Here is a 23,374-nt window from a genome sequence, read left to right as displayed (position 1 = left end):
TTACTCCTGATTACGCTGTCTCTTATATAAACCCTACCATATTAGCGGCAGAGACAGCGTTTTACTTAGCCCTGAAGCGTGATTTTTTTACATTTTAAGAACAGGATGACCGCTAATCGTCAACTGAGTGCCTTCCCGGGTGTTATTCAGAATGGCATGTGCGCCCAACGGCAGCGTAACCGTGCGTTGTTCATGACCAAAATCGAGGCCGGTAATGAGTGGAATCGACAGGCGGGAACGCAAAAACGCGTACACTGACTCCAGGTTGTAACCTGCGTCATAATCATTGGGCGTGCTGCCGCTAAAGCTACCGAGAATGATCGCCTTCTGACGTGGCAAAATTCCCGCATGATAGAGCTGCAACAGCATACGTTCGTCCCGGAAAGGGTGCTCGTTAATATCTTCCAGCACCAGAATACCGTTCTCAATTTTTGGCATCCACGGTGTACCGATCAGTGAAATCAGCATCGCAAGATTGCCTCCCCACAACGTGCCTTCGGCCCGACATGTCGGGCCTTCCCCTTGCCATTCAATGGTGAAGGTTTCATTGCGTAACGCCAGCCAGAAATGGTGCTCGGTAAAGGCGTTCAGTTCATCCGCGCCAAAGTTTGCTACCAGCATGGGGCCGCTAAAGGTGATGACATTGCCATGCGCCAGAAGACCGCACTGAATGGCGGTAAAATCGCTATGCCCGCAAATGAGCAACGGGTCATGTTGTTGGCGAGCCACCAGTGCCTGCCAGTCAATATCTGCCAGTAAACGACTGGCACCGTAACCGCCGCGTACAGCCAGCACGATGGTGTTGGGGGTGGTCAGTCTGGCAAGGGAATTGAGATCTTCCAGGCGCTCCGTTTCCGTACCCGCAAAACGCTCACAACGACGGGCAATAACCTCGACGTTATTGACCTGATGCCCCTCGTCGGTAAGGCGCTGGATACCACGCAGCGCGGCGTGCTGTTTAATGCAGTAACCCGATGGGGCAATTAAGTGAAACAGAGACATGGCAATTCCTTGCTGACAACAGAAACGAAATGTATATCATGCCGCTTAGGTGTGCCGTTGTCACCTCAACGGCGATTCCAGGCTATAAGGATAGAAGAAGTGAAATTGAGATGGTTTGCCTTTTTGATTGTGTTATTAGCGGGTTGTTCATCAAAGCATGACTATACGAACCCGCCGTGGAACGCGAAAGTTCCGGTGCAACGTGCGATGCAGTGGATGCCAATAAGCCAGAAAGCCGGTGCAGCCTGGGGCGTCGATCCACAATTGATCACGGCGATTATCGCTATCGAATCGGGTGGTAATCCGAATGCGGTGAGTAAATCGAATGCCATTGGTTTGATGCAGTTAAAAGCTTCAACCTCCGGACGTGATGTTTATCGCCGTATGGGCTGGAGTGGTGAGCCGACGACCAGCGAGCTGAAAAATCCGGAGCGTAATATTTCAATGGGGGCGGCTTACCTGAATATTCTGGAAACCGGCCCGCTGGCAGGCATTGAAGATCCGAAGGTACTGCAATATGCGCTGGTGGTGTCATACGCTAACGGGGCAGGTGCGCTGCTACGGACTTTCTCGTCAGATCGGAAAAAGGCGATCAGCAAAATCAACGATTTGGATGCTGACGAGTTCCTCGAACACGTAGCGCGAAATCACCCTGCGCCGCAGGCTCCGCGCTATATCTACAAACTTGAGCAGGCACTGGACGCGATGTAAATCAGTCGCGCACTTTGTCCGCTTTTTCCCGGGCTTCTCGCTCGAGAGAGAAAATAATCCGCTGTAATTGCCGCTCCACCGTCGGGCTGACGTTAAGAAAACGGAAGCTCAGACGGGGAGTGGTGATGGTTTCATTCTTGCCATCAATCACTTTGCGCTCGCTGATAGAGATTAACTGGGCGTCAAAGTGAAAAACACCCCATTGCCCCATGTTGACTTCAATCTGAGCGAAGCGCATGCCTTCTTGTAATTCGGCAGGCTTTGCTGTTTCCAGTAATGCGCCCATGCCGCCTAACGACAAATCATACAGGCGGAAACGTAACGTACTGTTATCCGCCAGTTTGGTCTGGCAAAAATAAGGCGGATGGAGTGGGGCGGAGATGCGGAAATATCGGCGTCGTTGTACAAACCATAAGGTGGGAGGCGGTACGGTGATAAATGCCGGAAGCTGCAAGTATTCACTCTGCTGTAGTTGTTCAACAGTAAACTCGACTTTCGCACCCTGAGTTTCGGCGGTAATGGTAATGTGCTGTGCCTTTAGCACAGCGATGTTGTCTTCGGCTTGACTGCCGAAATCCAGCACCAGTTTATCCGGGGTTATTGCCAGTATTTTGCTGATCAGCTGCCCGCCATTCCAACTGAGACGCAAAGGAATTGCGGCTTTGTGCAAATCGCGTAACACGCCCAGGACGGCTAACGGATTTTGTTTCAGGAACTGCTCATGGTAATGACTCACGCGGAAAAACTCCTGACTGACAAACTGTCTTTGGTTTATCGGTCACAGTTAACAAAACTTAATACAAATGCGTGAATATTTTTTACATGTTGTTCTTAAATCAGCCGACATACGCCCAGCATCGATCCCGCCCTTGCCTATACTTAGAGCGTTGACGTAAGCATTTCTTGCGTCCGATTCATCGAAACGAGGGCCTGAACATGGGAATTATTGCTTGGATTATTTTTGGCCTGATAGCCGGCATTATCGCCAAGCTAATCATGCCGGGGCGTGATGGTGGTGGATTTTTCCTGACCTGTATTCTCGGGATAGTCGGTGCGGTGGTCGGCGGCTGGCTGGCGACCATGTTTGGCATTGGCGGCTCCATCAGCGGTTTTAATTTGCACAGCTTCCTGGTGGCGGTGGTGGGTGAGGTAGCCTGAGTTTAACGGACACTCCTTCCTGAAATAGAATGGCATCAGAAGGAGCTAATAATGAGCAGAAAAACCCAACGTTACTCTAAAGAGTTCAAAGCCGAAGCTGTCAGAACGGTTCTTGAAAATCAACTTTCGATCAGTGAAGGCGCTTCCCGATTATCTCTTCCTGAAGGCACTTTAGGACAATGGGTTACCGCCGCCAGAAAAGGGCTCGGTACTCCTGGTTCCCGCACGGTGGCTGAACTGGAATCTGAAATTCTGCAACTGCGTAAGGCGTTAAATGAAGCTCGCCTTGAGCGAGATATATTAAAAAAAGCAACAGCGTATTTTGCACAGGAGTCGCTGAAAAATACGCGTTAATCGAACAATGGCGACAACAATTTCCCATTGAAGCGATGTGTCAGGTATTTGGTGTATCCAGGAGCGGTTATTACAACTGGGTACAGCATGAACCCTCAGACAGAAAACAAAGTGATGAGCGGCTAAAACTGGAGATTAAGGTGGCACATATCCGCACTCGCGAAACATATGGAACCCGGCGGCTCCAGACGGAGCTGGCAGAGAATGGCATCATCGTTGGTCGTGACCGACTGGCACGTCTTCGTAAGGAGCTAAGGCTACGCTGTAAGCAGAAACGCAAGTTCAGAGCGACTACGAACTCGAACCACAATCTGCCAGTTGCGCCAAATCTGCTGAACCAGACGTTCGCTCCTACAGCACCAAATCAGGTCTGGGTGGCGGACCTGACGTATGTTGCCACACAGGAGGGATGGTTGTACCTCGCTGGCATCAAAGATGTTTATACGTGCGAAATTGTCGGCTACGCCATGGGAGAGCGCATGACAAAAGAGCTGACAGGTAAAGCCCTGTTTATGGCGCTCAGGAGCCAGCGCCCACCTGCCGGGCTAATCCACCACTCTGATCGAGGTTCACAGTACTGCGCATACGATTACCGGGTCATACAGGAGCAGTCTGGTCTGAAAACATCAATGTCGCGTAAAGGTAACTGTTACGACAACGCTCCGATGGAAAGCTTCTGGGGAACGCTGAAAAATGAGAGCCTGAGCCACTATCGTTTTAATAACCGGGATGAAGCCATCTCAGTAATACGGGAATACATTGAGATTTTCTACAATCGTCAGCGTCGTCACTCTCGTCTGGGGAATATCTCCCCGGCAGCCTTCAGGGAAAAATATCATCAGATGGCTGCTTAAAAAAAGAACAAATGGTAGTGTCCGCTATTGCCAGTACACCTCACTTAAAGTTTCCACCGAAGCAGGTGCTGCCCCCGGTATCTATACCATCAGCGTAACCCAACTGGCGCAGGCGCAATCTTTACGAACTGATTCCCCGACAATCATTGCATCAACAAAAGATGCACTGGGTGATGAGTCATCAGATACACGCACAATAAAAATTACCCAAGACGGTCGTAAAGAGCCGCTGGAAATCAAGCTCAATAAAGATCAGACGTCATTGGATGAGATCAGCAAAGCCATTAACGATGCCGATAGTGGAATTTCCGCTAGTATCGTTAAAGTCAAAGATGGTAACTATCAATTGGTATTGACCGCCAGTGAAGGTCTGGCCAATAAAATGACCATATCTGTTGAGGGTGACAGTAAATTAAATGATCTGCTGGCTTATGACAGCAAGACCAACACCGGGAATATGAAGGAACTGGTTAACGCGCAAAATGCACAGCTAAACGTTAACGGTATCGATATTGAACGTTCAAGTAACAAAATTACCGATGCTCCTCAGGGAGTGACTCTCGATTTGACCAAAAAAGTCACTGACGTCCGGGTCACGGTGACAAAAAGCAACGATAAAGCAACCGAAGCAATTAAAGGCTGGGTGGATTCATATAACTCCCTCATTGACACCTTTAACACCCTGACAAAATGAGGTGTACTGGCAATAGCGGACACTACCATTTGTTCTTTTTTTAAGCAGCCATCTGATGATATTTTTCCCTGAAGGCTGCCGGGGAGATATTCCCCAGACGAGAGTGACGACGCTGACGATTGTAGAAAATCTCAATGTATTCCCGTATTACTGAGATGGCTTCATCCCGGTTATTAAAACGATAGTGGCTCAGGCTCTCATTTTTCAGCGTTCCCCAGAAGCTTTCCATCGGAGCGTTGTCGTAACAGTTACCTTTACGCGACATTGATGTTTTCAGACCAGACTGCTCCTGTATGACCCGGTAATCGTATGCGCAGTACTGTGAACCTCGATCAGAGTGGTGGATTAGCCCGGCAGGTGGGCGCTGGCTCCTGAGCGCCATAAACAGGGCTTTACCTGTCAGCTCTTTTGTCATGCGCTCTCCCATGGCGTAGCCGACAATTTCGCACGTATAAACATCTTTGATGCCAGCGAGGTACAACCATCCCTCCTGTGTGGCAACATACGTCAGGTCCGCCACCCAGACCTGATTTGGTGCTGTAGGAGCGAACGTCTGGTTCAGCAGATTTGGCGCAACTGGCAGATTGTGGTTCGAGTTCGTAGTCGCTCTGAACTTGCGTTTCTGCTTACAGCGTAGCCTTAGCTCCTTACGAAGACGTGCCAGTCGGTCACGACCAACGATGATGCCATTCTCTGCCAGCTCCGTCTGGAGCCGCCGGGTTCCATATGTTTCGCGAGTGCGGATATGTGCCACCTTAATCTCCAGTTTTAGCCGCTCATCACTTTGTTTTCTGTCTGAGGGTTCATGCTGTACCCAGTTGTAATAACCGCTCCTGGATACACCAAATACCTGACACATCGCTTCAATGGGAAATTGTTGTCGCCATTGTTCGATTAACGCGTATTTTTCAGCGACTCCTGTGCAAAATACGCTGTTGCTTTTTTTAATATATCTCGCTCAAGGCGAGCTTCATTTAACGCCTTACGCAGTTGCAGAATTTCAGATTCCAGTTCAGCCACCGTGCGGGAACCAGGAGTACCGAGCCCTTTTCTGGCGGCGGTAACCCATTGTCCTAAAGTGCCTTCAGGAAGAGATAATCGGGAAGCGCCTTCACTGATCGAAAGTTGATTTTCAAGAACCGTTCTGACAGCTTCGGCTTTGAACTCTTTAGAGTAACGTTGGGTTTTTCTGCTCATTATTAGCTCCTTCTGATGCCATTCTATTTCAGGAAGGAGTGTCCGTTAAACTCAGGCTACCTCAAAGGTCTTCATTGCTACTGGTAACGGTAGTGCTTTTGAACAGATCGGCTTTATTTAACGCAGTATTTGCAGTCTGGAATTTTTCTAATGCACATTTTTAATGTGCCATAGGCTGTCAGACGTGCGGTATTGTCACTCTGTTGCTGAGTAATTGGGTTTAAGCGTTTTTTTTCAGCGATGGTCAGGTTGTTTAGCAATGTATCCAGCGGCAGATTCGAACCAACGCCAAGAGATGTAAATGAAGCCATACCTAATTCCTTTTGATTGAAAACAGTAGATAAGCGGGTTATCGGCAATTTGTGCGCAAAGTTTAATAGTTGATTCACGAAGATGATGCGCAGAGTAGAGTTGTATATTACGGATATTTCAGCCGTTAAGAAAAAACAGGAGAGAAACTAAAATTTTCTAAAGTTCGAAATTCAGGTGCCGATACAAGGGGTACGGTGAGAAACCGTGGGCAACAGCCCAATAACATCAAGTTGTAATTGATAAGGAAAAGATCATGGCACAAGTCATTAATACAAACAGCCTGTCGCTGTTGACCCAGAATAACCTGAACAAATCTCAGTCTTCTCTGAGCTCCGCCATTGAACGTCTCTCTTCTGGCCTGCGTATTAACAGTGCTAAAGATGACGCAGCAGGTCAGGCGATTGCTAACCGTTTTACAGCAAATATTAAAGGTCTGACTCAGGCTTCCCGTAACGCGAATGATGGTATTTCTGTTGCGCAGACCACTGAAGGTGCGCTTTCTGAAATCAACAATAACTTACAGCGTATTCGTGAATTGTCAGTACAGGCCACTAATGGTACAAACTCTGACTCCGACCTGAATTCAATTCAGGATGAAATTACACAACGCCTTAGTGAAATTGATCGTGTTTCTAACCAGACACAATTTAATGGTGTAAAAGTTCTGGCTTCTGATCAGACTATGAAAATTCAAGTAGGTGCGAACGATGGTGAAACCATTGAGATTGCCCTTGATAAAATTGATGCTAAAACCTTGGGGCTTGATAACTTTAGCGTAGCACTAGGAAAAGTTCCAATGTCCTCTGCGGTTGCACTTAAGAGCGAAGCCGCTCCTGACTTAACTAAGGTAAATGCAACTGATGGTAGTGTGGGAGGTGCTAAAGCATTCGGTAGCAATTATAAAAATGCTGATGTTGAAACTTATTTTGGTACCGGTAATGTACAAGATACAAAGGATACAACTGATGCGACCGGTACTGCAGGAACAAAAGTTTATCAAGTACAGGTGGAAGGGCAGACTTATTTTGTTGGTCAAGATAATAATACCAACACGAACGGTTTTACATTATTGAAACAAAACTCTACAGGTTATGAAAAAGTTCAGGTGGGTGGTAAGGATGTTCAGTTAGCAAACTTTGGTGGTCGTGTAACTGCATTTGTTGAAGATAATGGTTCTGCCACATCAGTTGATTTAGCTGCGGGTAAAATGGGTAAAGCATTAGCTTATAATGATGCACCAATGTCTGTTTATTTTGGGGGAAAAAACCTAGATGTCCACCAAGTACAAGATACCCAAGGGAATCCTGTACCTAATTCATTTGCTGCTAAAACATCAGACGGCACCTACATTGCAGTAAATGTAGATGCCGCTACAGGTAACACGTCTGTTATTACTGATCCTAATGGTAAGGCAGTTGAATGGGCAGTAAAAAATGATGGTTCTGCACAGGCAATTATGCGTGAAGATGATAAGGTTTATACAGCCAATATCACGAATAAGACGGCAACCAAAGGTGCTGAACTCAGTGCCTCAGATTTGAAAGCCTTAGCAACCACAAATCCATTATCCAAATTAGACGAAGCTTTGGCAAAAGTTGATAAGTTGCGCAGTTCTTTGGGTGCAGTACAAAACCGTTTCGACTCTGCCATCACCAACCTTGGCAACACCGTAAACGACCTGTCTTCTGCCCGTAGCCGTATAGAAGATGCTGACTACGCAACCGAAGTGTCTAACATGTCTCGTGCGCAGATCCTGCAACAAGCGGGTACCTCTGTTCTGGCACAGGCTAACCAGACCACGCAGAACGTACTGTCTCTGCTGCGTTAATTTACACTTATCGCTCAAACCCCGCCACCGGCGGGGTTTTTTCTGTCCGCAATTTACCGGTAACCCCTAAATAACCCCTCATTTCACCCACTAATCGTCCGATTAAAAAACCTGCAGAAACGGATAATCATGCCGATAACTCATATAACGCAGGGCTGTTTATCGTGAATTCACTCTATACCGCTGAAGGTGTAATGGATAAACACTCGCTGTGGCAGCGTTATGTCCCGCTGGTGCGTCACGAAGCATTGCGCCTGCAGGTTCGACTGCCCGCGAGCGTGGAACTTGACGATCTGCTACAGGCGGGCGGCATTGGGTTACTTAATGCCGTCGAACGCTATGACGCCCTACAAGGAACGGCATTTACAACTTACGCAGTGCAGCGTATCCGTGGCGCTATGCTGGATGAACTTCGCAGCCGTGACTGGGTGCCGCGCAGCGTGCGACGCAACGCGCGTGAAGTGGCACAGGCAATAGGGCAACTGGAGCAGGAACTTGGCCGCAACGCCACGGAAACTGAGGTAGCGGAACGTTTAGGGATCGATATTGCCGATTATCGCCAAATGTTGCTCGACACCAATAACAGCCAGCTCTTCTCCTACGATGAGTGGCGCGAAGAGCACGGCGATAGCATCGAACTGGTTACTGATGATCATCAGCGAGAAAACCCGCTACAACAACTGCTGGACAGTAATCTGCGCCAGCGGGTGATGGAAGCCATCGAAACGTTGCCGGAGCGCGAAAAACTGGTATTAACCCTCTATTACCAGGAAGAGCTGAATCTCAAAGAGATTGGCGCGGTGCTGGAGGTCGGGGAATCGCGGGTCAGTCAGTTACACAGCCAGGCCATTAAACGGTTACGCACTAAACTGGGTAAGTTATAACGTCAGTAAATGCCGCACTTTAATTTTGACTACCAGGAGTTCTTAATGATGGTGCAGCACCTGAAAAGACGGCCATTAAGCCGCTATCTTAAAGACTTTAAACACAGCCAGACTCATTGCGCGCATTGCCGTAAATTACTCGACCGCATTACCCTCGTTCGCGACGGCAAAATAGTGAATAAAATCGAGATTTCCCGCCTGGACATGCTGCTTGATGAAAATGGCTGGCAAGTGGAACAAAAATCATGGGCGGCATTGTGCCGATTTTGTGGTGATTTACACTGCAAAACGCAGAGTGATTTTTTCGATATTATCGGCTTTAAGCAATTTCTTTTTGAGCAAACTGAAATGAGCCCAGGTACGGTGCGTGGGTGATGCTGCCAACTTACTGATTTAGTGTATGATGGTGTTTTTGAGGTGCTCCAGTGGCTTCTGTTTCTATCAGCTGTCCCTCCTGTTCAGCTACTGACGGGGTGGTGCGTAACGGCAAAAGCACTGCCGGACATCAGCGCTATCTCTGCTCTCACTGCCGTAAAACATGGCAACTGCAGTTCACTTACACCGCTTCTCAACCCGGTACGCACCAGAAAATCATTGATATGGCCATGAATGGCGTTGGATGCCGGGCAACTGCACGCATTATGGGCGTTGGCCTCAACACGATTTTACGTCACTTAAAAAACTCAGGCCGCAGTCGGTAACCTCGCGCATACAGCCGGGCAGTGACGTCATCGTCTGCGCGGAAATGGACGAACAGTGGGGCTATGTCGGGGCTAAATCGCGCCAGCGCTGGCTGTTTTACGCGTATGACAGTCTCCGGAAGACGGTTGTTGCGCACGTATTCGGTGAACGCACTATGGCGACGCTGGGGCGTCTTATGAGCCTGCTGTCACCCTTTGACGTGGTGATATGGATGACGGATGGCTGGCCGCTGTATGAATCCCGCCTGAAGGGAAAGCTGCACGTAATCAGCAAGCGATATACGCAGCGAATTGAGCGGCATAACCTGAATCTGAGGCAGCACCTGGCACGGCTGGGACGGAAGTCGCTGTCGTTCTCAAAATCGGTGGAGCTGCATGACAAAGTCATCGGGCATTATCTGAACATAAAACACTATCAATAAGTTGGAGTCATTACCCGGTGCGTGAATATGTCGTTCGTCTGCGCCGTTTGGGTAATCATCTACACGAGCAAAATATTTCCCTCGATCAGCTGCAGGACGGTTTCCTTGATGAAATCCTCGCCCCGTGGCTGCCCACCACCAGCACCAACAATTACCGCATTGCGTTACGGAAGTATCAACACTATCAGCGTCAAACGTGTACCTGACTTGTGCAGAAATCCTCCAGTCTGCCTGCTTCTGATATATATTAAATAAGAATAAGATGTAGCGGAGTTGTTTTTGTGTTTACAAACAATGGCTCTACACTGCAAACAGACATAACAACATTCGGGGTGAATATGAAATTAGCACATCTGGGACGTCAGGCATTGATGGGTGTGATGGCCGTGGCGCTGGTTGCGGGTATGAGCGTTAAAAGTTTTGCAGATGAAGGTCTGCTTAATAAAGTCAAAGAGCGCGGCACGCTGCTGGTAGGGCTGGAAGGAACTTATCCGCCGTTCAGTTTTCAGGGGGATGACGGCAAATTAACCGGTTTTGAAGTGGAATTTGCCCAACAGCTGGCAAAACATCTTGGCGTTGAGGCGTCACTAAAACCGACCAAATGGGACGGTATGCTGGCGTCGCTGGACTCTAAACGCATTGATGTGGTGATTAACCAGGTCACCATTTCTGACGAGCGCAAGAAAAAATACGATTTTTCTACCCCTTACACCATTTCCGGTATTCAGGCGCTGGTGAAAAAAGGTAACGAAGGCACCATTAAAACAGCCGATGATCTGAAAGGCAAAAAAGTGGGTGTCGGTCTGGGCACCAACTATGAAGAGTGGCTGCGGCAGAATGTTCAGGGTGTCGATGTGCGTACCTATGATGATGACCCGACCAAATATCAGGATCTGCGCGTAGGCCGTATCGATGCGATCCTCGTTGACCGTCTGGCGGCGCTGGATCTGGTGAAGAAAACCAACGATACGCTGGCAGTAACCGGTGAAGCATTTTCCCGTCAGGAGTCTGGCGTGGCGCTGCGTAAAGGAAATGAAGATCTGCTGAAAGCAGTGAATGATGCAATTGCGGAAATGCAAAAAGATGGCACTCTGCAAGCCCTTTCCGAAAAATGGTTTGGTGCTGATGTGACCAAATAATCAGCATAATGACAAAAAAGGGCGCTTTCACTAAATAGCTGCGCTTAATACCGCTACACTTTTGCCAGCCCATGTTTGCCTCCGGGGAATGGGCTGACGGTTTCCATAAAATGGCGAACTTTTTTCAACAGTTGCCACATTGAGCTGCACTGATGATTACGCGTTATTGTGTCGTGAAGTGCCTGCCATAGCCGTTCAACATGATTCACCCATGGCGAGTAAACCGGCTGATAAATGACCCTGAACTTCGGGTTCTCCTTCAGCCAGCTCTGTGTTTCCCGGCTTTTGTGGATAATGTAGTTGTCCACGATCAGCGTGATGGTTTTCGCCCGACGGTATGTCGCTTTAAGCCGCTTCAGCAGGCTGATGAACAGCGCCGAACTTTTGCTGTTGCCGCCCACACAGCTGACTTTACCTGTCCCGCTGTGCAGCGCTCCGGCCAGATAATATTTTTCATTCTGTCCCGGCGTGACCACCCGTTTTTGCTGTCCGCGCAGTTGCCAGTCCGCACCGATTTTGGGATTAAGATGGATATCCACTTCATCTTCATAAAAGACCGGATGCTCTGCGCTGCATTCGTCCAGTGCTTTATGGATTGCTGCCATCTTTTCATCTTTATGCGGGTCACGGATACGCAGAGTTGGCGCAGCCCTTCGCCACACAATCCCCGCAGACGGCAACCAGCGGCGAACGGTTCCGGCATTTAACTGGCAACCGGTTATCTCATTGATTTTTATTGCCAGCAGTTCTGTACTCCAGCGTGAACGCTGGTAGCCAAAGTCGCCGGGAGAATGTTTTACCAGCTCACGTAACAGTGTGCAGATATGCTCAAACGGCCAGCGACGGGCACGCCCGGCAGGTAATGATTTCAGTCCCTCAACACCCGACTGCGTGAACCAGTTAATCCAGCGTCCAACAGAGGAACGGGCGCAGCAGAGCGTTCTGGCAACGTCGCTGACACGGTCGCCCCGGTGCAGCATCAGCATGGCAGTCAGTCTGCGGGCATAATTTTTATCGTGTGTTTTATGGATGGCTTTCTGCATCAGGCGTCGTTCGTCACGGGAAATTGGTGCTATGATCGGCATTGCTCAGTCCGGTTGGTGATTTGTTTTGATTTGGCGATTGATCAGATCGCACAATCCGGGCTAAGTTCCCTCAAAGTGATCTACTATTCCGCGCAGCTATTTAGCGCCTTTTTTATTTACGCGTTTTCAGCGTGCATAATAAGAAAATCACAACAACATACATCGGAGGCTGTTATGCCACTGCATAATTTAACCCGTTTTCCACGGTTGGAGTTTATCGGCGCGCCAACGCCGCTCGAATATCTGCCGCGCTTTTCTGATTATCTAGGACGGGAAATTTTCATCAAACGGGATGACGTCACCCCCATGGCAATGGGCGGCAATAAATTACGTAAGCTAGAATTTCTCGCGGCAGATGCTCTGCGCGAAGGTGCCGATACGCTGATTACTGCCGGGGTGATCCAGTCTAACCATGTGCGGCAGACTGCCGCAGTTGCGGCGAAACTCGGTCTGCACTGTGTGGCGCTGCTGGAAAATCCTATTGGCACAACCGCAGAAAACTATTTAACCAACGGCAATCGCTTGTTGCTGGATCTGTTCAATACCCAGATTGAAATGTGCGAAGCACTGACCGATCCCAATGCCCAACTGGAAGAGCTGGCGACGCGAGTCGAAGCACAAGGCTTTCGCCCGTATGTCATTCCGGTTGGCGGTTCTAATGCTCTTGGCGCGCTAGGTTATGTGGAGAGTGCGCTGGAAATCGCGCAACAGTGTGAAGGGGCGGTTAATATTTCGTCGGTGGTAGTCGCATCGGGCAGTGCCGGAACTCACGCCGGACTGGCTGTTGGGCTGGAACACCTGATGCCTGAAAGCGAACTGATTGGCGTGACCGTGTCGCGTTCCGTTGCCGATCAGTTGCCGAAAGTGGTTAACCTACAACAGGCGATTGCGAAAGAACTGGAGCTGACCGCATCAGCGGAAATTATACTCTGGGATGACTATTTTGCACCTGGCTACGGCGTGCCGAACGACGAAGGCATGGAAGCAGTGAAATTGCTGGCGCGGCTGGAAGGCATTCTGCTTGATCCTGTGTATACCGGAAAAGCGATGGCGGGGCTGATTGGCTGTATCAGTCAGAAACGCTTCAAAGATGAAGGGCCGATTCTGTTTATTCATACCGGCGGTGCGCCTGCGCTGTTCGCCTATCATCCCCACGTTTAGCTCCGGGAACGCTCATGCAAGAAAGTATACAACTGGTTATTGATTCCTTGCCGTTCCTGCTGAAAGGGGCTGGGTATACGCTGCAACTCAGTATCGGCGGCATGTTTTTTGGCTTACTGCTCGGGTTTATTCTCGCGCTGATGCGCCTGTCGCCAATCTGGCCCGTGCGCTGGCTGGCGCGTTTTTATATCTCTATTTTTCGTGGTACACCGCTCATCGCACAACTGTTTATGATCTATTACGGCCTGCCGCAGTTTGGTATCGAATTAGATCCCATTCCGTCAGCAATGATTGGTCTGTCGCTGAACACTGCCGCCTATGCCGCCGAAACACTGCGCGCCGCCATTTCTTCTATTGATAAAGGTCAGTGGGAAGCAGCTGCCAGTATTGGTATGACGCCATGGCAGACTATGCGTCGCGCGATTTTGCCACAGGCGGCGCGGGTGGCGTTGCCGCCGCTGTCGAACAGCTTTATCAGCCTGGTAAAGGATACGTCGCTGGCCGCGACAATCCAGGTGCCGGAGCTGTTCCGTCAGGCGCAGTTGATTACCTCGCGCACGCTGGAGGTGTTCACCATGTACCTGGCGGCTTCGCTCATCTACTGGATCATGGCGACAGTATTATCGACGTTGCAGAACCATTTTGAGAATCAACTTAATCGCCAGGAGAGAGAACCAAAATGAGTGCCATTGAAGTTAAGAACCTGGTGAAAAAATTTCACGGTCAGACGGTGCTGCACGGTATCGACCTCGAGGTAAAGCCTGGCGAAGTGGTGGCAATTATCGGTCCGAGTGGTTCCGGCAAAACCACGTTGCTACGCAGCATAAATCTGCTGGAACAACCGGAAGCGGGAACGATCACCGTTGGCGATATCACTATTGATACTGCACGTTCATTAAGTCAGCAAAAATCGCTGATCCGCCAGTTGCGTCAGCACGTCGGGTTTGTCTTCCAGAACTTTAATTTGTTTCCGCATCGTACGGTGCTGGAAAACATTATTGAAGGGCCGGTGATCGTCAAAGGCGAACCGAAAGAAGAGGCCACGGCGCGCGCTCGCGAGCTGCTGGCGAAAGTTGGGCTGGCCGGTAAAGAAACCAGCTATCCACGTCGTTTGTCTGGCGGTCAACAGCAGCGTGTAGCGATTGCGCGTGCGCTGGCAATGCGTCCTGAGGTGATTTTGTTTGACGAGCCAACGTCAGCGCTGGATCCAGAGCTGGTGGGCGAAGTCCTGAACACAATCCGCCAGCTGGCGCAGGAAAAGCGCACGATGGTGATTGTGACGCACGAAATGAGCTTTGCCCGGGATGTTGCGGACCGGGCGATTTTTATGGACCAGGGGCGGATAGTCGAGCAGGGGGCAGCAAAAGCGTTATTTGCTGATCCCCAGCAGCCTCGCACCCGCCAGTTCCTCGAGAAGTTTCTGCTGCAATAATAAGAAAAAATCAGCCCCGACGATTCACCTGTCGGGGCGGGACGCCATTTCAAGCGTGATAAAACTGCTTAACAAATCAGCATAACTCATTAATAACATAAGAGAATGCGATGGCTTGCAAAAGTAATTCATTGCCTGAATAATATAAATTATATATAAATCTTATTTATGTGATAGTTTGAATTATCATTATAAATGATACTCACTCTCAGGGGCGTTGCGGTTTACTATGCAGGATACGGATTTTTTCAGCTGGCGTCGCACGATGCTGTTGCGTTTTCAGAGGATGGAGGCCGCAGAAGAGGTCTACCATGAAATAGAGCTTCAGGCTCAGCAGCTGGAGTACGATTACTATTCGTTATGTGTTCGCCACCCGGTACCATTCACGCGACCTAAAGTGGCTTTCTACACCAATTACCCTGAGTCGTGGGTTAGTTATTATCAGGCAAAAAATTTTCTCGCAATTGATCCTGTGCTGAACCCTGAAAACTTTAGTCAGGGCCATTTAATGTGGAATGATGACTTATTCAGCGAAGCACAGCCATTATGGGAAGCCGCGCACGCACATGGTTTACGCCGCGGTGTCACTCAGTATTTAATGCTGCCAAATCGGGCGCTGGGCTTTTTGTCCTTTTCCCGTTGCAGCACGCGCGAAATACCCATTCTTAGTGATGAACTGCAATTAAAAATGCAGTTACTGGTGCGCGAAAGTCTGATGGCTCTGATGCGTTTAAATGATGAAATAGTGATGACGCCAGAGATGAATTTCAGCAAGCGCGAAAAAGAAATTCTGAAATGGACGGCGGAAGGGAAGACATCAGCAGAGATAGCGATGATTTTGTCAATCTCTGAGAATACGGTCAATTTCCATCAGAAAAACATGCAGAAAAAAATCAATGCACCAAATAAGACCCAGGTGGCCTGTTACGCGGCCGCTACTGGCTTAATTTGATCGCTTTTCTTTCTGCGTGCCAGATGCAAAAATCGGCTGAAAGGCACGCTCTCAGCCGGTTTTATATTACTGACGGTAGGCTTGTTTAATTTGCTTAACCGTTTTGGAAAATACTGCAGCCTGGGTTTCGTCTTCGATCAGCGCAAGCTGTTTTTCCATCTTTAACATCACGCGGCCCGCGTCAGCTTGTCCCATCGCCTGTAGCATCAGCGTCAGCATCGCTTTCAGGCAGGAGACTTCATTTGCCAGTTCTTGATTATTCTCGGCAGTAGAAAAATCAGGCGTACTCATTTATTTTCCTCGTCATGTTGCAATGAAAATTTGCGGTGAAAAATGTTAAGGCGGCGGAGTATACCATAAGCTTTGCTAAAAATAGCAGTGGTTGTTTTTTGAGCGTGACGTCAACAATGCTATTAAATGCGTTAATATAATGACCAATAAATATTTTTATCATGAATGTTTTTTGCCCGTATTGTTCGGGTTAATTAATGTTACATATTCAGCGGGCTGATTTTCATTTTTGCTGAATAAAGTCAATTTTTGTCACATTTCATCGCCGGGCTTACTGTGAAACGATCCCGGAAGCCGTTGGTGACGGGCGTGACCATAACTGTGGACAATCGAATTTACAAAAACGAGAGAAAAATCGAATACCCACCATTTTTAACGTTTCAAAGTTGCAATAAAAACCGCTAATATACGAATGACTAACTATCAGTAGCGTTATCCCTATTTCTGGAGATATTCCTTTGATCAACGTTCTACTTGTTGATGACCACGAACTGGTGCGCGCAGGGATACGACGCATTCTGGAAGATATAAAGGGTATAAAAGTCGTCGGTGAGGCATCGTGCGGTGAAGACGCCGTTAAGTGGTGCCGGACAAATGCCGTTGACGTGGTGCTAATGGACATGAGTATGCCGGGCATTGGCGGTCTTGAGGCGACGCGTAAAATCGCGCGTTCCACAGCTGATGTCAAAATCATCATGCTTACCGTCCATACAGAAAACCCTTTACCAGCGAAAGTCATGCAGGCCGGTGCTGCGGGCTACCTCAGCAAAGGCGCGGCTCCGCAGGAAGTCGTGAGTGCGATTCGTTCTGTCTATTCAGGGCAGCGTTACATTGCTTCTGATATCGCTCAACAAATGGCGTTAAGCCAGATCGAACCAGAAAAAACAGAAAGCCCATTTGCCAGTTTGTCTGAACGTGAATTGCAGATTATGCTGATGATCACCAAGGGCCAGAAGGTCAATGAGATCTCAGAACAGCTCAATCTCAGTCCGAAAACGGTGAACAGCTACCGCTATCGTATGTTCAGTAAACTAAACATTCATGGCGATGTTGAGCTGACTCACCTGGCAATTCGCCATGGTCTGTGTAATGCGGAGACATTATCAAGTCAGTGAGTGATCAGTTTGACGCAAAAGCGTTTTTAAAAACCGTAACCAGCCAGCCAGGCGTTTATCGCATGTACGATGCTGGTGGTACGGTTATCTATGTCGGCAAAGCGAAAGACCTGAAAAAACGGCTTTCCAGCTATTTCCGCAGCAACCTCGCTTCGCGCAAAACCGAAGCGCTGGTCGCCCAGATCCAGCAAATTGATGTAACGGTTACGCATACAGAAACCGAAGCGCTGTTGCTGGAACACAACTACATCAAACTCTATCAGCCGCGTTACAACGTTTTGCTACGCGATGATAAATCTTATCCTTTTATCTTCCTGAGTGGCGATACCCACCCGCGTCTGGCGATGCATCGTGGTGCGAAGCATGCCAAAGGTGAATATTTCGGCCCGTTCCCGAATGGCTATGCCGTACGTGAAACACTGGCGCTACTGCAAAAGATTTTCCCCATTCGCCAGTGCGAAAATAGTGTTTATCGCAATCGCTCGCGTCCGTGTCTGCAATATCAGATAGGGCGCTGTCTGGGACCGTGCGTTGAAGGACTGGTGAGTGAAGAAGAATACGCTCAGCAGGTTGAGTATGTGCGCCTGTTTTTGTCTGGCAAAGATGATCAGGTGCTTACGCAACTCATTAGTCGTATGGAAACTGCCAGCCAGAATCTGGAGTTTGAAGAAGCTGCACGTATTCGCGACCAAATTCAGGCGGTGCGACGCGTCACCGAAAAACAATTCGTTTCCAATACCGGCGACGACCTCGACGTTATTGGTGTGGCGTTCGATGCGGGCATGGCTTGTGTCCACGTATTGTTCATTCGTCAGGGCAAAGTGCTCGGCAGCCGCAGCTATTTCCCGAAAGTGCCTGGCGGTACGGAACTGAGCGAGGTGGTAGAAACCTTCGTAGGCCAGTTCTATTTACAAGGCAGCCAGATGCGCACCTTACCGGGTGAGATCCTGCTCGATTTTAATCTTAGCGATAAAACGCTGCTCGCCGATTCCCTTTCAGAACTGGCGGGACGCAAGATTAATGTTCAAACCAAACCTCGCGGCGATAGGGCGCGTTATCTGAAACTCGCGCGCACCAATGCGGCGACGGCCTTAACCAGCAAACTTTCGCAGCAATCTACCGTTCACCAGCGACTGACCGCGCTTGCCAGCGTGTTGAAATTGCCGGAAGTGAAGCGGATGGAGTGCTTTGACATCAGCCATACCATGGGCGAACAAACCGTCGCTTCCTGTGTGGTGTTTGATGCTAACGGCCCGCTGCGTGCGGAGTATCGGCGCTATAACATTACAGGCATCACGCCGGGCGATGATTATGCGGCGATGAATCAGGTGCTGCGTCGGCGTTATGGTAAAGCCATTGACGACAGTAAGATCCCGGATGTGATCCTTATCGACGGCGGCAAAGGCCAGCTTGCGCAGGCGAAAAATGTCTTCGCCGAACTGGATGTCTCATGGGATAAAAATCATCCGCTGCTACTTGGCGTTGCCAAAGGAGCAGATCGTAAGGCTGGGCTGGAAACGCTGTTCTTTGAGCCGGAAGGTGAGGGATTCAGTTTGCCGCCAGATTCTCCCGCGCTGCATGTTATCCAGCATATTCGCGATGAATCACATGATCACGCGATTGGCGGGCACCGTAAAAAACGGGCGAAGGTCAAAAATACCAGTTCCCTGGAAACCATTGAAGGCGTCGGGCCAAAACGTCGGCAAATGTTGTTGAAATATATGGGCGGTTTGCAAGGTTTACGTAACGCCAGCGTCGAGGAAATTGCAAAAGTGCCGGGTATTTCGCAAGGTCTGGCAGAAAAGATCTTCTGGTCGTTGAAACATTGATGTCTCTGTAGCAACATAGGGGTAATCTTACTGACAACAGATAGTTACCCGTCATTATGCAATTTAATATCCCTACGTTGCTTACACTGTTCCGTGTCATCCTTATCCCATTCTTTGTATTGGTCTTTTATCTGCCTGTCACCTGGTCGCCGTTTGCCGCCGCGCTCATTTTCTGCGTCGCGGCGGTGACTGACTGGTTCGATGGTTTTCTGGCACGCCGCTGGAACCAGAGTACCCGGTTTGGTGCTTTCCTTGACCCTGTAGCAGATAAAGTTCTCGTGGCTATCGCCATGGTGCTGGTAACCGAGCATTACCACAGCTGGTGGGTGACCTTACCGGCAGCAACGATGATCGCCCGTGAAATTATTATTTCTGCGCTACGCGAATGGATGGCGGAGTTGGGTAAACGCAGTAGCGTGGCTGTCTCCTGGATTGGGAAAGTGAAAACCACTGCCCAGATGGTGGCGTTGGCATGGCTGCTGTGGCGTCCGAACATTTGGGTTGAGTACGCCGGTATTGCACTTTTCTTTGTGGCTGCGGTACTGACTCTGTGGTCAATGTTGCAATATTTGAGCGCTGCGCGTGCAGATTTGCTTGATCAGTGATCGTTTCGGCGTAATTTTCAGCAAACGATCAAAAGTGGTGAAAAATATCGTTGACTCATCGCGCCAGGTAAGTAGAATGCAACGCATCGAACGGCGGCACTGATTGCCAGACGATAATAAAATCAAGTGATTAACTGATTGCTTGATGAATGCGGGAATAGCTCAGTTGGTAGAGCACGACCTTGCCAAGGTCGGGGTCGCGAGTTCGAGTCTCGTTTCCCGCTCCAGTTTAAAAGACATCGGCGTCAAGCGGATGTCTGGCTGAAAGGCCTGAAGAATTTGGCGCGTTAACAAAGCGGTTATGTAGCGGATTGCAAATCCGTCTAGTCCGGTTCGACTCCGGAACGCGCCTCCACTTTCTTCCCGAGCCCGGATGGTGGAATCGGTAGACACAAGGGATTTAAAATCCCTCGGCGTTCGCGCTGTGCGGGTTCAAGTCCCGCTCCGGGTACCATGGGAAAGATAAGAATAAAATCAAAGCAATAAGCAGTGTCGTGAAACCACCTTCGGGTGGTTTTTTTGTGCCTGCAACTTGTCGTTACACCCTCCTTAATTTTTAATCACCGGCAAAGCCACTCAAAAAGTATCTCTGATACGGACCGGCATGTAAGATAGGTGCTGGCGAGTTGAGATCCACAAGGAAAAGCGTATGAAAACGGGACCGTTAAACGAAAGTGAGTTGGAATGGCTGGACGATATTCTGACCAAATACAACACTAACCACGCCATCCTTGATGTGGCGGAGCTGGACGGTTTATTGACGGCGGTGTTGAGTTCTCCGCAAGAGATTGAACCGGAACAGTGGCTGGTTGCCGTGTGGGGTGGGGCTGACTATGTGCCGCGCTGGGCGTCAGAGAAAGAGATGACGCGCTTTATGAACCTGGCTTTTCAACATATGGCCGATACCGCAGAGCGTCTGAACGAATTCCCGGAGCAGTTTGAGCCGTTATTCGGCTTGCGAGAAGTTGATGGCAGCGAGCTGACGATTGTTGAGGAGTGGTGCTTTGGCTATATGCGGGGCGTGGCACTTTCTGACTGGTCAACGTTGCCCGATTCGTTAAAACCAGCGCTGGAGGCGATTGCGCTGCACGGTACTGAGGAAAACTTCGAGCGGGTAGAAAAGATGTCGCCAGAAGCGTTTGAAGAGAGCGTAGATGCCATTCGACTGGCGGCGCTTGATCTACATGCGTACTGGATGGCGCATCCGCAGGAAAAAGCTGTTCAGCAACCGATCAAAGCAGAAGAGAAACCGGGGCGTAACGATCCTTGCCCGTGCGGTAGTGGTAAGAAATTTAAGCAGTGCTGCCTGCATTAAGAGGCCAAATTGGGTGTCAGCGTTAATTCTGGCACCCAATAAGGAATTTGAGGCTATCTGATCACCCCACTTCTGGTAACAACCCTGCCGCAATCAAAAATTGCACGCCAATCACAGCAATACCACAGAGAAACACCACCACCAGCGCCGGACGACCACCTTTGACCCGGTAACCCGCCTGAGGATTGTGCTTTCTGCTTTGCCAGGTCAACAGCGAAGGGATAATCAATGCCAGTACCGCCAGCGCCACACCGGCGTAACCCAGCGCCATCACAAATCCTCGTGGATAAAACAGTGCAAACGCCAACGGCGGCAGAAAGGTAATTGCACCAGTTTGCAACCGTCCACCAACGGTATTTGAACGCTGAAATAAATCAGCCAGATAATCAAATAAGCCTAACGCAACGCCGAGAAATGACGTGGCGAGGGCTAAATCAGCAAATAAATGCACTGCCAGCTCAACATGCGGAGAGGCCACCATTTCGCGTAACGCCTGTAACAGCCCGTTTAATCCAGCATGATTAGCCAGCAATCCCATAAAGGTTGTTGAATCAATGCTGCCAAGCGTTGCCACCTGCCAGAAAATATATGCCACCAGGGGGATCGCACTACCGGTTATAAACACCCAGCGTAGCTTACGAACGTTGCCATCCATATAGCTGACAATACTCGGCACGCTACCGTGAAAACCAAATGAGGTAAAAATCACCGGGATTGCTGACAGAGCCAGCCCCTGTTGCAACGGCAGGGTTAAAAGATTCACTTTGTGAATATGCGGTAGCAGCAATACCAGCATCACCACCAGAAAAATAATTTTGGCGCTGAACAGAAAACGGTTAAATAAATCGACCAGCGATGTTCCAACACAAACCACGCCACCGGCAACAAAAGTGAACAACAGCACGCCAGCGGTTGCCGACATTGAAATACCTGTCCAGTCGCTGATGCTGGAGGCCAACAATTCACCGACACCGCTGATGTATGCCGCAGTCAGAGCATACATTAAGAACATCATACTGAAGCCCGTCAGCCATTGACCGTAGCGTCCCAGATAGCGTTTTGCCAGCGTGCCCAGACCGGTATCTGCCGGAACATGCTGGTACACCTCCAGCAGTAATAGCGCCGTGTAGCACATCAACGCCCAAAGCCCAATCAACAAGATTAACGTAACGCTAAAACCAACACCGGCCGCAGCCAGCGGCATTGCCAGCATGCCTGCGCCAATTGTGGTTCCCGCCACGATAAAAACACTTCCCAGGGTTCTGTTTTTCACGCTTTCTTCTGTCCTGACGATCTTTATGAGTGATATCTGCGGCGCAGGTTAAGGCATAACGGCTGCTTCGTCAAACCGACGTTACATATAGTGTAAATATAAATGTACAATAAAAAGCATTCAGTCCTGCGCTGGCGCAAAGTCTTCATAAGCGGCAATCGCTACGCTAGGCTTTTTTTGAGGAGGAACGATGGACTCTATTCACGGTCATGAAGTGTTAAATATGATGATTGAATCAGGCGAGCAATATACGCATGCCAGTCTGGAAGCTGCGATTAAAGCGCGTTTTGGTGAACAGGCACGTTTTCACACCTGCTCGGCAGAAGGGATGACAGCGGGAGAGCTGGTAGCGTTTCTGGCAGCAAAAGGCAAATTTATACCTTCGAAAGACGGTTTTTCGACCGATCAGAGTAAGATTTGCCGTCACTGATTTGAAACGGCGGCAGTAAACCTGCCGCCGGAGAGCATTAGTTTTGTGTGTCGAGGGTAGAGAGTTCTTTGTCGATAAAATACAGACCTTCGCCGCTTTTGCCTGCCAGGCTTAATTTATCAATAATCGATTTGAACAGTTTCTCTTCTTCATGCTGCTCAGAAACATACCACTGCAGGAAATTAAATGTTGGGTAGTCCTGATTGGTCATTGCAGCATGAGCCAGTTCGTTAATTTTCTGGGTGATTAATTGTTCGTGTTTATAGGTTTCCTGGAATAATTCATCAAGTGAGGAATATTCAGCAAACGGAGATTCAACGGTATTAATACGCGGTAAATTGCCGGTATCAGTCAGGTAATCAAACAGACGCTGCATATGCGTCATCTCTTCCTGGGCGTGACGGCGCAGGAACGCGGCAGCACCTTCGAAGGTATGATAGCTGCACCAGGCGCTCATTTGCTGATAAAGCAGTGAAGAGTACAGTTCCAGGTTCATCTGCTCATTAAGTTTTTCAATCATTTCTGGTTTCAGCATGATAGTGCTCCACAAAGGTTATATTTGTTGCTGTGGCGTCACTATAATTTGTTATTTTATTATTTGCAAAAGGTAAAATATAAACTTCAATTATT

General features: G+C 49.1%; 24 protein-coding genes, 3 tRNA genes and 4 pseudogenes. 22 read left to right on the top strand and 9 right to left on the bottom strand.

The window, feature by feature from the left end; genetic code table 11:
- Positions 1-87: 87 nt before the first annotated feature.
- Positions 88-1,002, bottom strand: coding sequence for a muramoyltetrapeptide carboxypeptidase (gene ldcA / locus C1P89_RS09495; protein WP_000051577.1), 915 nt, complete (start codon positions 1,000-1,002; stop codon positions 88-90).
- A gap of 99 nt (positions 1,003-1,101) precedes the next feature.
- Here ldcA and emtA point away from each other — a divergent pair, with 99 nt between their 5' ends.
- Positions 1,102-1,713 (top strand): membrane-bound lytic murein transglycosylase EmtA, encoded by a 612-nt coding sequence (gene emtA / locus C1P89_RS09490; protein WP_001301104.1) that lies wholly within the window; start codon positions 1,102-1,104, stop codon positions 1,711-1,713.
- Between the two features lies 1 nt (position 1,714).
- Here the strand turns inward: emtA and ycgR are convergent, their stop codons facing one another.
- Positions 1,715-2,449, bottom strand: a complete 735-nt coding sequence (gene ycgR, locus C1P89_RS09485) for a flagellar brake protein YcgR (RefSeq protein WP_000020161.1) — start codon at positions 2,447-2,449, stop codon at positions 1,715-1,717.
- Positions 2,450-2,649: 200 nt separating this feature from the next.
- Here ycgR and C1P89_RS09480 point away from each other — a divergent pair, with 200 nt between their 5' ends.
- The 3 genes and pseudogenes from C1P89_RS09480 to fliD all read left to right on the top strand — a co-directional run.
- Positions 2,650-2,871: a GlsB/YeaQ/YmgE family stress response membrane protein gene (locus C1P89_RS09480; protein ID WP_005140050.1), complete on the top strand. Its 222-nt coding sequence runs from the start codon at positions 2,650-2,652 to the stop codon at positions 2,869-2,871.
- A 51-nt stretch (positions 2,872-2,922) separates the two neighbouring features.
- Positions 2,923-4,079, top strand: a protein-coding gene (locus tag C1P89_RS09475) for an IS3-like element IS600 family transposase (RefSeq protein WP_087879964.1) whose coding sequence is annotated in 2 segments (ribosomal slippage) — positions 2,923-3,172 and positions 3,172-4,079 — 1,158 coding nt in all. Because the reading frame shifts where the segments join, the coding sequence is not laid out codon by codon here.
- 43 nt (positions 4,080-4,122) lie between these two features.
- Positions 4,123-4,770: pseudogene (gene fliD, locus C1P89_RS09470) on the top strand (flagellar filament capping protein FliD); the annotation flags it as partial.
- 43 nt (positions 4,771-4,813) lie between these two features.
- Here the strand turns inward: fliD and C1P89_RS09465 are convergent.
- Positions 4,814-5,970 (bottom strand): IS3-like element IS600 family transposase gene (locus C1P89_RS09465; protein ID WP_087879964.1). Its coding sequence is split into 2 segments (ribosomal slippage): positions 4,814-5,721 and positions 5,721-5,970, totalling 1,158 coding nucleotides; the frame shifts between segments, so codons are not numbered across the junction.
- 64 nt (positions 5,971-6,034) lie between these two features.
- Positions 6,035-6,281 (bottom strand): annotated as a pseudogene (locus C1P89_RS09460) (flagellar cap protein FliD N-terminal domain-containing protein); the annotation flags it as partial.
- A 254-nt stretch (positions 6,282-6,535) separates the two neighbouring features.
- Here C1P89_RS09460 and C1P89_RS09455 point away from each other — a divergent pair.
- The 6 genes and pseudogenes from C1P89_RS09455 (at position 6,536) to tcyJ (ending at position 11,256) form a co-directional block, all read left to right on the top strand.
- Positions 6,536-8,110: a flagellin N-terminal helical domain-containing protein gene (locus C1P89_RS09455; protein WP_000079828.1), complete on the top strand. Its 1,575-nt coding sequence runs from the start codon at positions 6,536-6,538 to the stop codon at positions 8,108-8,110.
- 164 nt (positions 8,111-8,274) lie between these two features.
- Positions 8,275-8,994 (top strand): RNA polymerase sigma factor FliA, encoded by a 720-nt coding sequence (fliA, locus tag C1P89_RS09450; protein WP_001087467.1) that lies wholly within the window; start codon positions 8,275-8,277, stop codon positions 8,992-8,994.
- A gap of 45 nt (positions 8,995-9,039) precedes the next feature.
- Positions 9,040-9,363: pseudogene (gene fliZ / locus C1P89_RS09445) on the top strand (flagella biosynthesis regulatory protein FliZ); the annotation flags it as partial.
- A gap of 56 nt (positions 9,364-9,419) precedes the next feature.
- A protein-coding gene (locus C1P89_RS09440; RefSeq protein WP_094096600.1) for an IS1-like element IS1A family transposase occupies positions 9,420-10,117 on the top strand; the annotation gives its coding sequence in 2 pieces (ribosomal slippage) (positions 9,420-9,669 and positions 9,669-10,117; 699 coding nt in all).
- 5 nt (positions 10,118-10,122) lie between these two features.
- Positions 10,123-10,323: pseudogene (locus tag C1P89_RS09435) on the top strand (site-specific integrase); the annotation flags it as partial.
- Positions 10,324-10,455: 132 nt separating this feature from the next.
- Positions 10,456-11,256: a cystine ABC transporter substrate-binding protein gene (gene tcyJ, locus C1P89_RS09430; protein ID WP_001296168.1), complete on the top strand. Its 801-nt coding sequence runs from the start codon at positions 10,456-10,458 to the stop codon at positions 11,254-11,256.
- 53 nt (positions 11,257-11,309) lie between these two features.
- Here the strand turns inward: tcyJ and C1P89_RS09425 are convergent, their stop codons facing one another.
- Positions 11,310-12,341 (bottom strand): IS630-like element IS630 family transposase, encoded by a 1,032-nt coding sequence (locus tag C1P89_RS09425; RefSeq protein WP_005136263.1) that lies wholly within the window; start codon positions 12,339-12,341, stop codon positions 11,310-11,312.
- A 174-nt stretch (positions 12,342-12,515) separates the two neighbouring features.
- Between C1P89_RS09425 and dcyD the strand changes: the two genes are divergently transcribed.
- From dcyD to sdiA, 4 genes are all read left to right on the top strand, one after another.
- Positions 12,516-13,502 (top strand): D-cysteine desulfhydrase, encoded by a 987-nt coding sequence (gene dcyD, locus C1P89_RS09420; protein WP_001128244.1) that lies wholly within the window; start codon positions 12,516-12,518, stop codon positions 13,500-13,502.
- 14 nt (positions 13,503-13,516) lie between these two features.
- Positions 13,517-14,185: a cystine ABC transporter permease gene (gene tcyL / locus C1P89_RS09415; protein ID WP_001158220.1), complete on the top strand. Its 669-nt coding sequence runs from the start codon at positions 13,517-13,519 to the stop codon at positions 14,183-14,185.
- On the top strand, positions 14,182-14,934 hold the full coding sequence (gene tcyN / locus C1P89_RS09410) for an L-cystine ABC transporter ATP-binding protein TcyN (protein ID WP_001272994.1): 753 nt from the start codon (positions 14,182-14,184) through the stop codon (positions 14,932-14,934). Before tcyL ends, tcyN begins: the two co-directional genes overlap by 4 nt.
- A 229-nt stretch (positions 14,935-15,163) precedes the next feature.
- Positions 15,164-15,886 carry a quorum-sensing transcriptional regulator SdiA gene (gene sdiA / locus C1P89_RS09405; protein ID WP_001154276.1) on the top strand — a complete coding sequence of 241 codons (723 nt, stop codon included), beginning with the start codon at positions 15,164-15,166 and terminating at the stop codon, positions 15,884-15,886.
- A gap of 66 nt (positions 15,887-15,952) precedes the next feature.
- Here the strand turns inward: sdiA and yecF are convergent, their stop codons facing one another.
- Both yecF and yecU read right to left on the bottom strand, forming a co-directional pair.
- Positions 15,953-16,177, bottom strand: a complete 225-nt coding sequence (yecF, locus tag C1P89_RS09400) for a DUF2594 family protein YecF (protein WP_000106474.1) — start codon at positions 16,175-16,177, stop codon at positions 15,953-15,955.
- Positions 16,164-16,340: a protein YecU gene (gene yecU, locus C1P89_RS09395; RefSeq protein WP_000590343.1), complete on the bottom strand. Its 177-nt coding sequence runs from the start codon at positions 16,338-16,340 to the stop codon at positions 16,164-16,166. The genes yecF and yecU overlap by 14 nt, the downstream gene beginning before the upstream one ends.
- Before the next feature lie 295 nt (positions 16,341-16,635).
- Here yecU and uvrY point away from each other — a divergent pair, with 295 nt between their 5' ends.
- The 7 genes from uvrY to yecA all read left to right on the top strand — a co-directional run bounded on the left by uvrY (position 16,636) and on the right by yecA (position 21,041).
- Positions 16,636-17,292 (top strand): UvrY/SirA/GacA family response regulator transcription factor, encoded by a 657-nt coding sequence (gene uvrY, locus C1P89_RS09390; protein WP_000611335.1) that lies wholly within the window; start codon positions 16,636-16,638, stop codon positions 17,290-17,292.
- Entirely contained in the window at positions 17,289-19,121 is a 1,833-nt protein-coding gene (gene uvrC / locus C1P89_RS09385) for an excinuclease ABC subunit UvrC (protein WP_001283421.1), read from the top strand. Before uvrY ends, uvrC begins: the two co-directional genes overlap by 4 nt.
- 56 nt (positions 19,122-19,177) lie before the next feature.
- Entirely contained in the window at positions 19,178-19,726 is a 549-nt protein-coding gene (pgsA, locus tag C1P89_RS09380; protein WP_001160187.1) for a CDP-diacylglycerol--glycerol-3-phosphate 3-phosphatidyltransferase, read from the top strand.
- A 151-nt stretch (positions 19,727-19,877) separates the two neighbouring features.
- A tRNA-Gly gene (locus tag C1P89_RS09375) sits at positions 19,878-19,953 on the top strand.
- Between the two features lie 54 nt (positions 19,954-20,007).
- A tRNA-Cys gene (locus C1P89_RS09370) sits at positions 20,008-20,081 on the top strand.
- 12 nt (positions 20,082-20,093) lie between these two features.
- A tRNA-Leu gene (locus C1P89_RS09365) sits at positions 20,094-20,180 on the top strand.
- A 195-nt stretch (positions 20,181-20,375) separates the two neighbouring features.
- Positions 20,376-21,041, top strand: coding sequence for a UPF0149 family protein YecA (gene yecA / locus C1P89_RS09360; protein WP_000847911.1), 666 nt, complete (start codon positions 20,376-20,378; stop codon positions 21,039-21,041).
- 61 nt (positions 21,042-21,102) lie between these two features.
- Here yecA and tyrP read toward each other — a convergent pair whose 3' ends face one another.
- Positions 21,103-22,314, bottom strand: a complete 1,212-nt coding sequence (gene tyrP / locus C1P89_RS09355) for a tyrosine transporter TyrP (protein ID WP_000797582.1) — start codon at positions 22,312-22,314, stop codon at positions 21,103-21,105.
- Positions 22,315-22,504: 190 nt separating this feature from the next.
- On the opposite strand from tyrP, the gene C1P89_RS09350 reads away from it, so the two are divergent.
- Entirely contained in the window at positions 22,505-22,744 is a 240-nt protein-coding gene (locus tag C1P89_RS09350; protein WP_000377225.1) for a YecH family metal-binding protein, read from the top strand.
- Between the two features lie 37 nt (positions 22,745-22,781).
- On the opposite strand, the gene ftnA is transcribed toward C1P89_RS09350, so the two are convergent.
- Complete coding sequence (gene ftnA, locus C1P89_RS09345; protein WP_000917208.1) at positions 22,782-23,279, bottom strand: non-heme ferritin; 498 nt, start codon at positions 23,277-23,279, stop codon at positions 22,782-22,784.
- Positions 23,280-23,374: the final 95 nt, after the last annotated feature.

This window comes from Shigella sonnei (assembly GCF_002950395.1).
Classification (GTDB): domain Bacteria; phylum Pseudomonadota; class Gammaproteobacteria; order Enterobacterales; family Enterobacteriaceae; genus ECMA0423.
Note: the sequence above shows the minus strand (reverse complement) of the source record. Positions and strands in the feature narration are given on the sequence as shown.

Bases quoted from the DNA above. Each gene is read 5' to 3' on its own strand.
- ldcA (WP_000051577.1), bottom strand. From the start codon at position 1,002: ATGTCTCTGTTTCACTTAATTGCCCCATCGGGTTACTGCATTAAACAG.
- C1P89_RS09480 (WP_005140050.1), top strand. From the start codon at position 2,650: ATGGGAATTATTGCTTGGATTATTTTTGGCCTGATAGCCGGCATTATC.
- C1P89_RS09455 (WP_000079828.1), top strand. From the start codon at position 6,536: ATGGCACAAGTCATTAATACAAACAGCCTGTCGCTGTTGACCCAGAAT.
- tcyJ (WP_001296168.1), top strand. From the start codon at position 10,456: ATGAAATTAGCACATCTGGGACGTCAGGCATTGATGGGTGTGATGGCC.
- C1P89_RS09425 (WP_005136263.1), bottom strand. From the start codon at position 12,341: ATGCCGATCATAGCACCAATTTCCCGTGACGAACGACGCCTGATGCAG.
- dcyD (WP_001128244.1), top strand. From the start codon at position 12,516: ATGCCACTGCATAATTTAACCCGTTTTCCACGGTTGGAGTTTATCGGC.
- tcyL (WP_001158220.1), top strand. From the start codon at position 13,517: ATGCAAGAAAGTATACAACTGGTTATTGATTCCTTGCCGTTCCTGCTG.
- tcyN (WP_001272994.1), top strand. From the start codon at position 14,182: ATGAGTGCCATTGAAGTTAAGAACCTGGTGAAAAAATTTCACGGTCAG.
- sdiA (WP_001154276.1), top strand. From the start codon at position 15,164: ATGCAGGATACGGATTTTTTCAGCTGGCGTCGCACGATGCTGTTGCGT.
- yecF (WP_000106474.1), bottom strand. From the start codon at position 16,177: ATGAGTACGCCTGATTTTTCTACTGCCGAGAATAATCAAGAACTGGCA.
- yecU (WP_000590343.1), bottom strand. From the start codon at position 16,340: ATGATAAAAATATTTATTGGTCATTATATTAACGCATTTAATAGCATT.
- pgsA (WP_001160187.1), top strand. From the start codon at position 19,178: ATGCAATTTAATATCCCTACGTTGCTTACACTGTTCCGTGTCATCCTT.
- yecA (WP_000847911.1), top strand. From the start codon at position 20,376: ATGAAAACGGGACCGTTAAACGAAAGTGAGTTGGAATGGCTGGACGAT.
- C1P89_RS09350 (WP_000377225.1), top strand. From the start codon at position 22,505: ATGGACTCTATTCACGGTCATGAAGTGTTAAATATGATGATTGAATCA.
- ftnA (WP_000917208.1), bottom strand. From the start codon at position 23,279: ATGCTGAAACCAGAAATGATTGAAAAACTTAATGAGCAGATGAACCTG.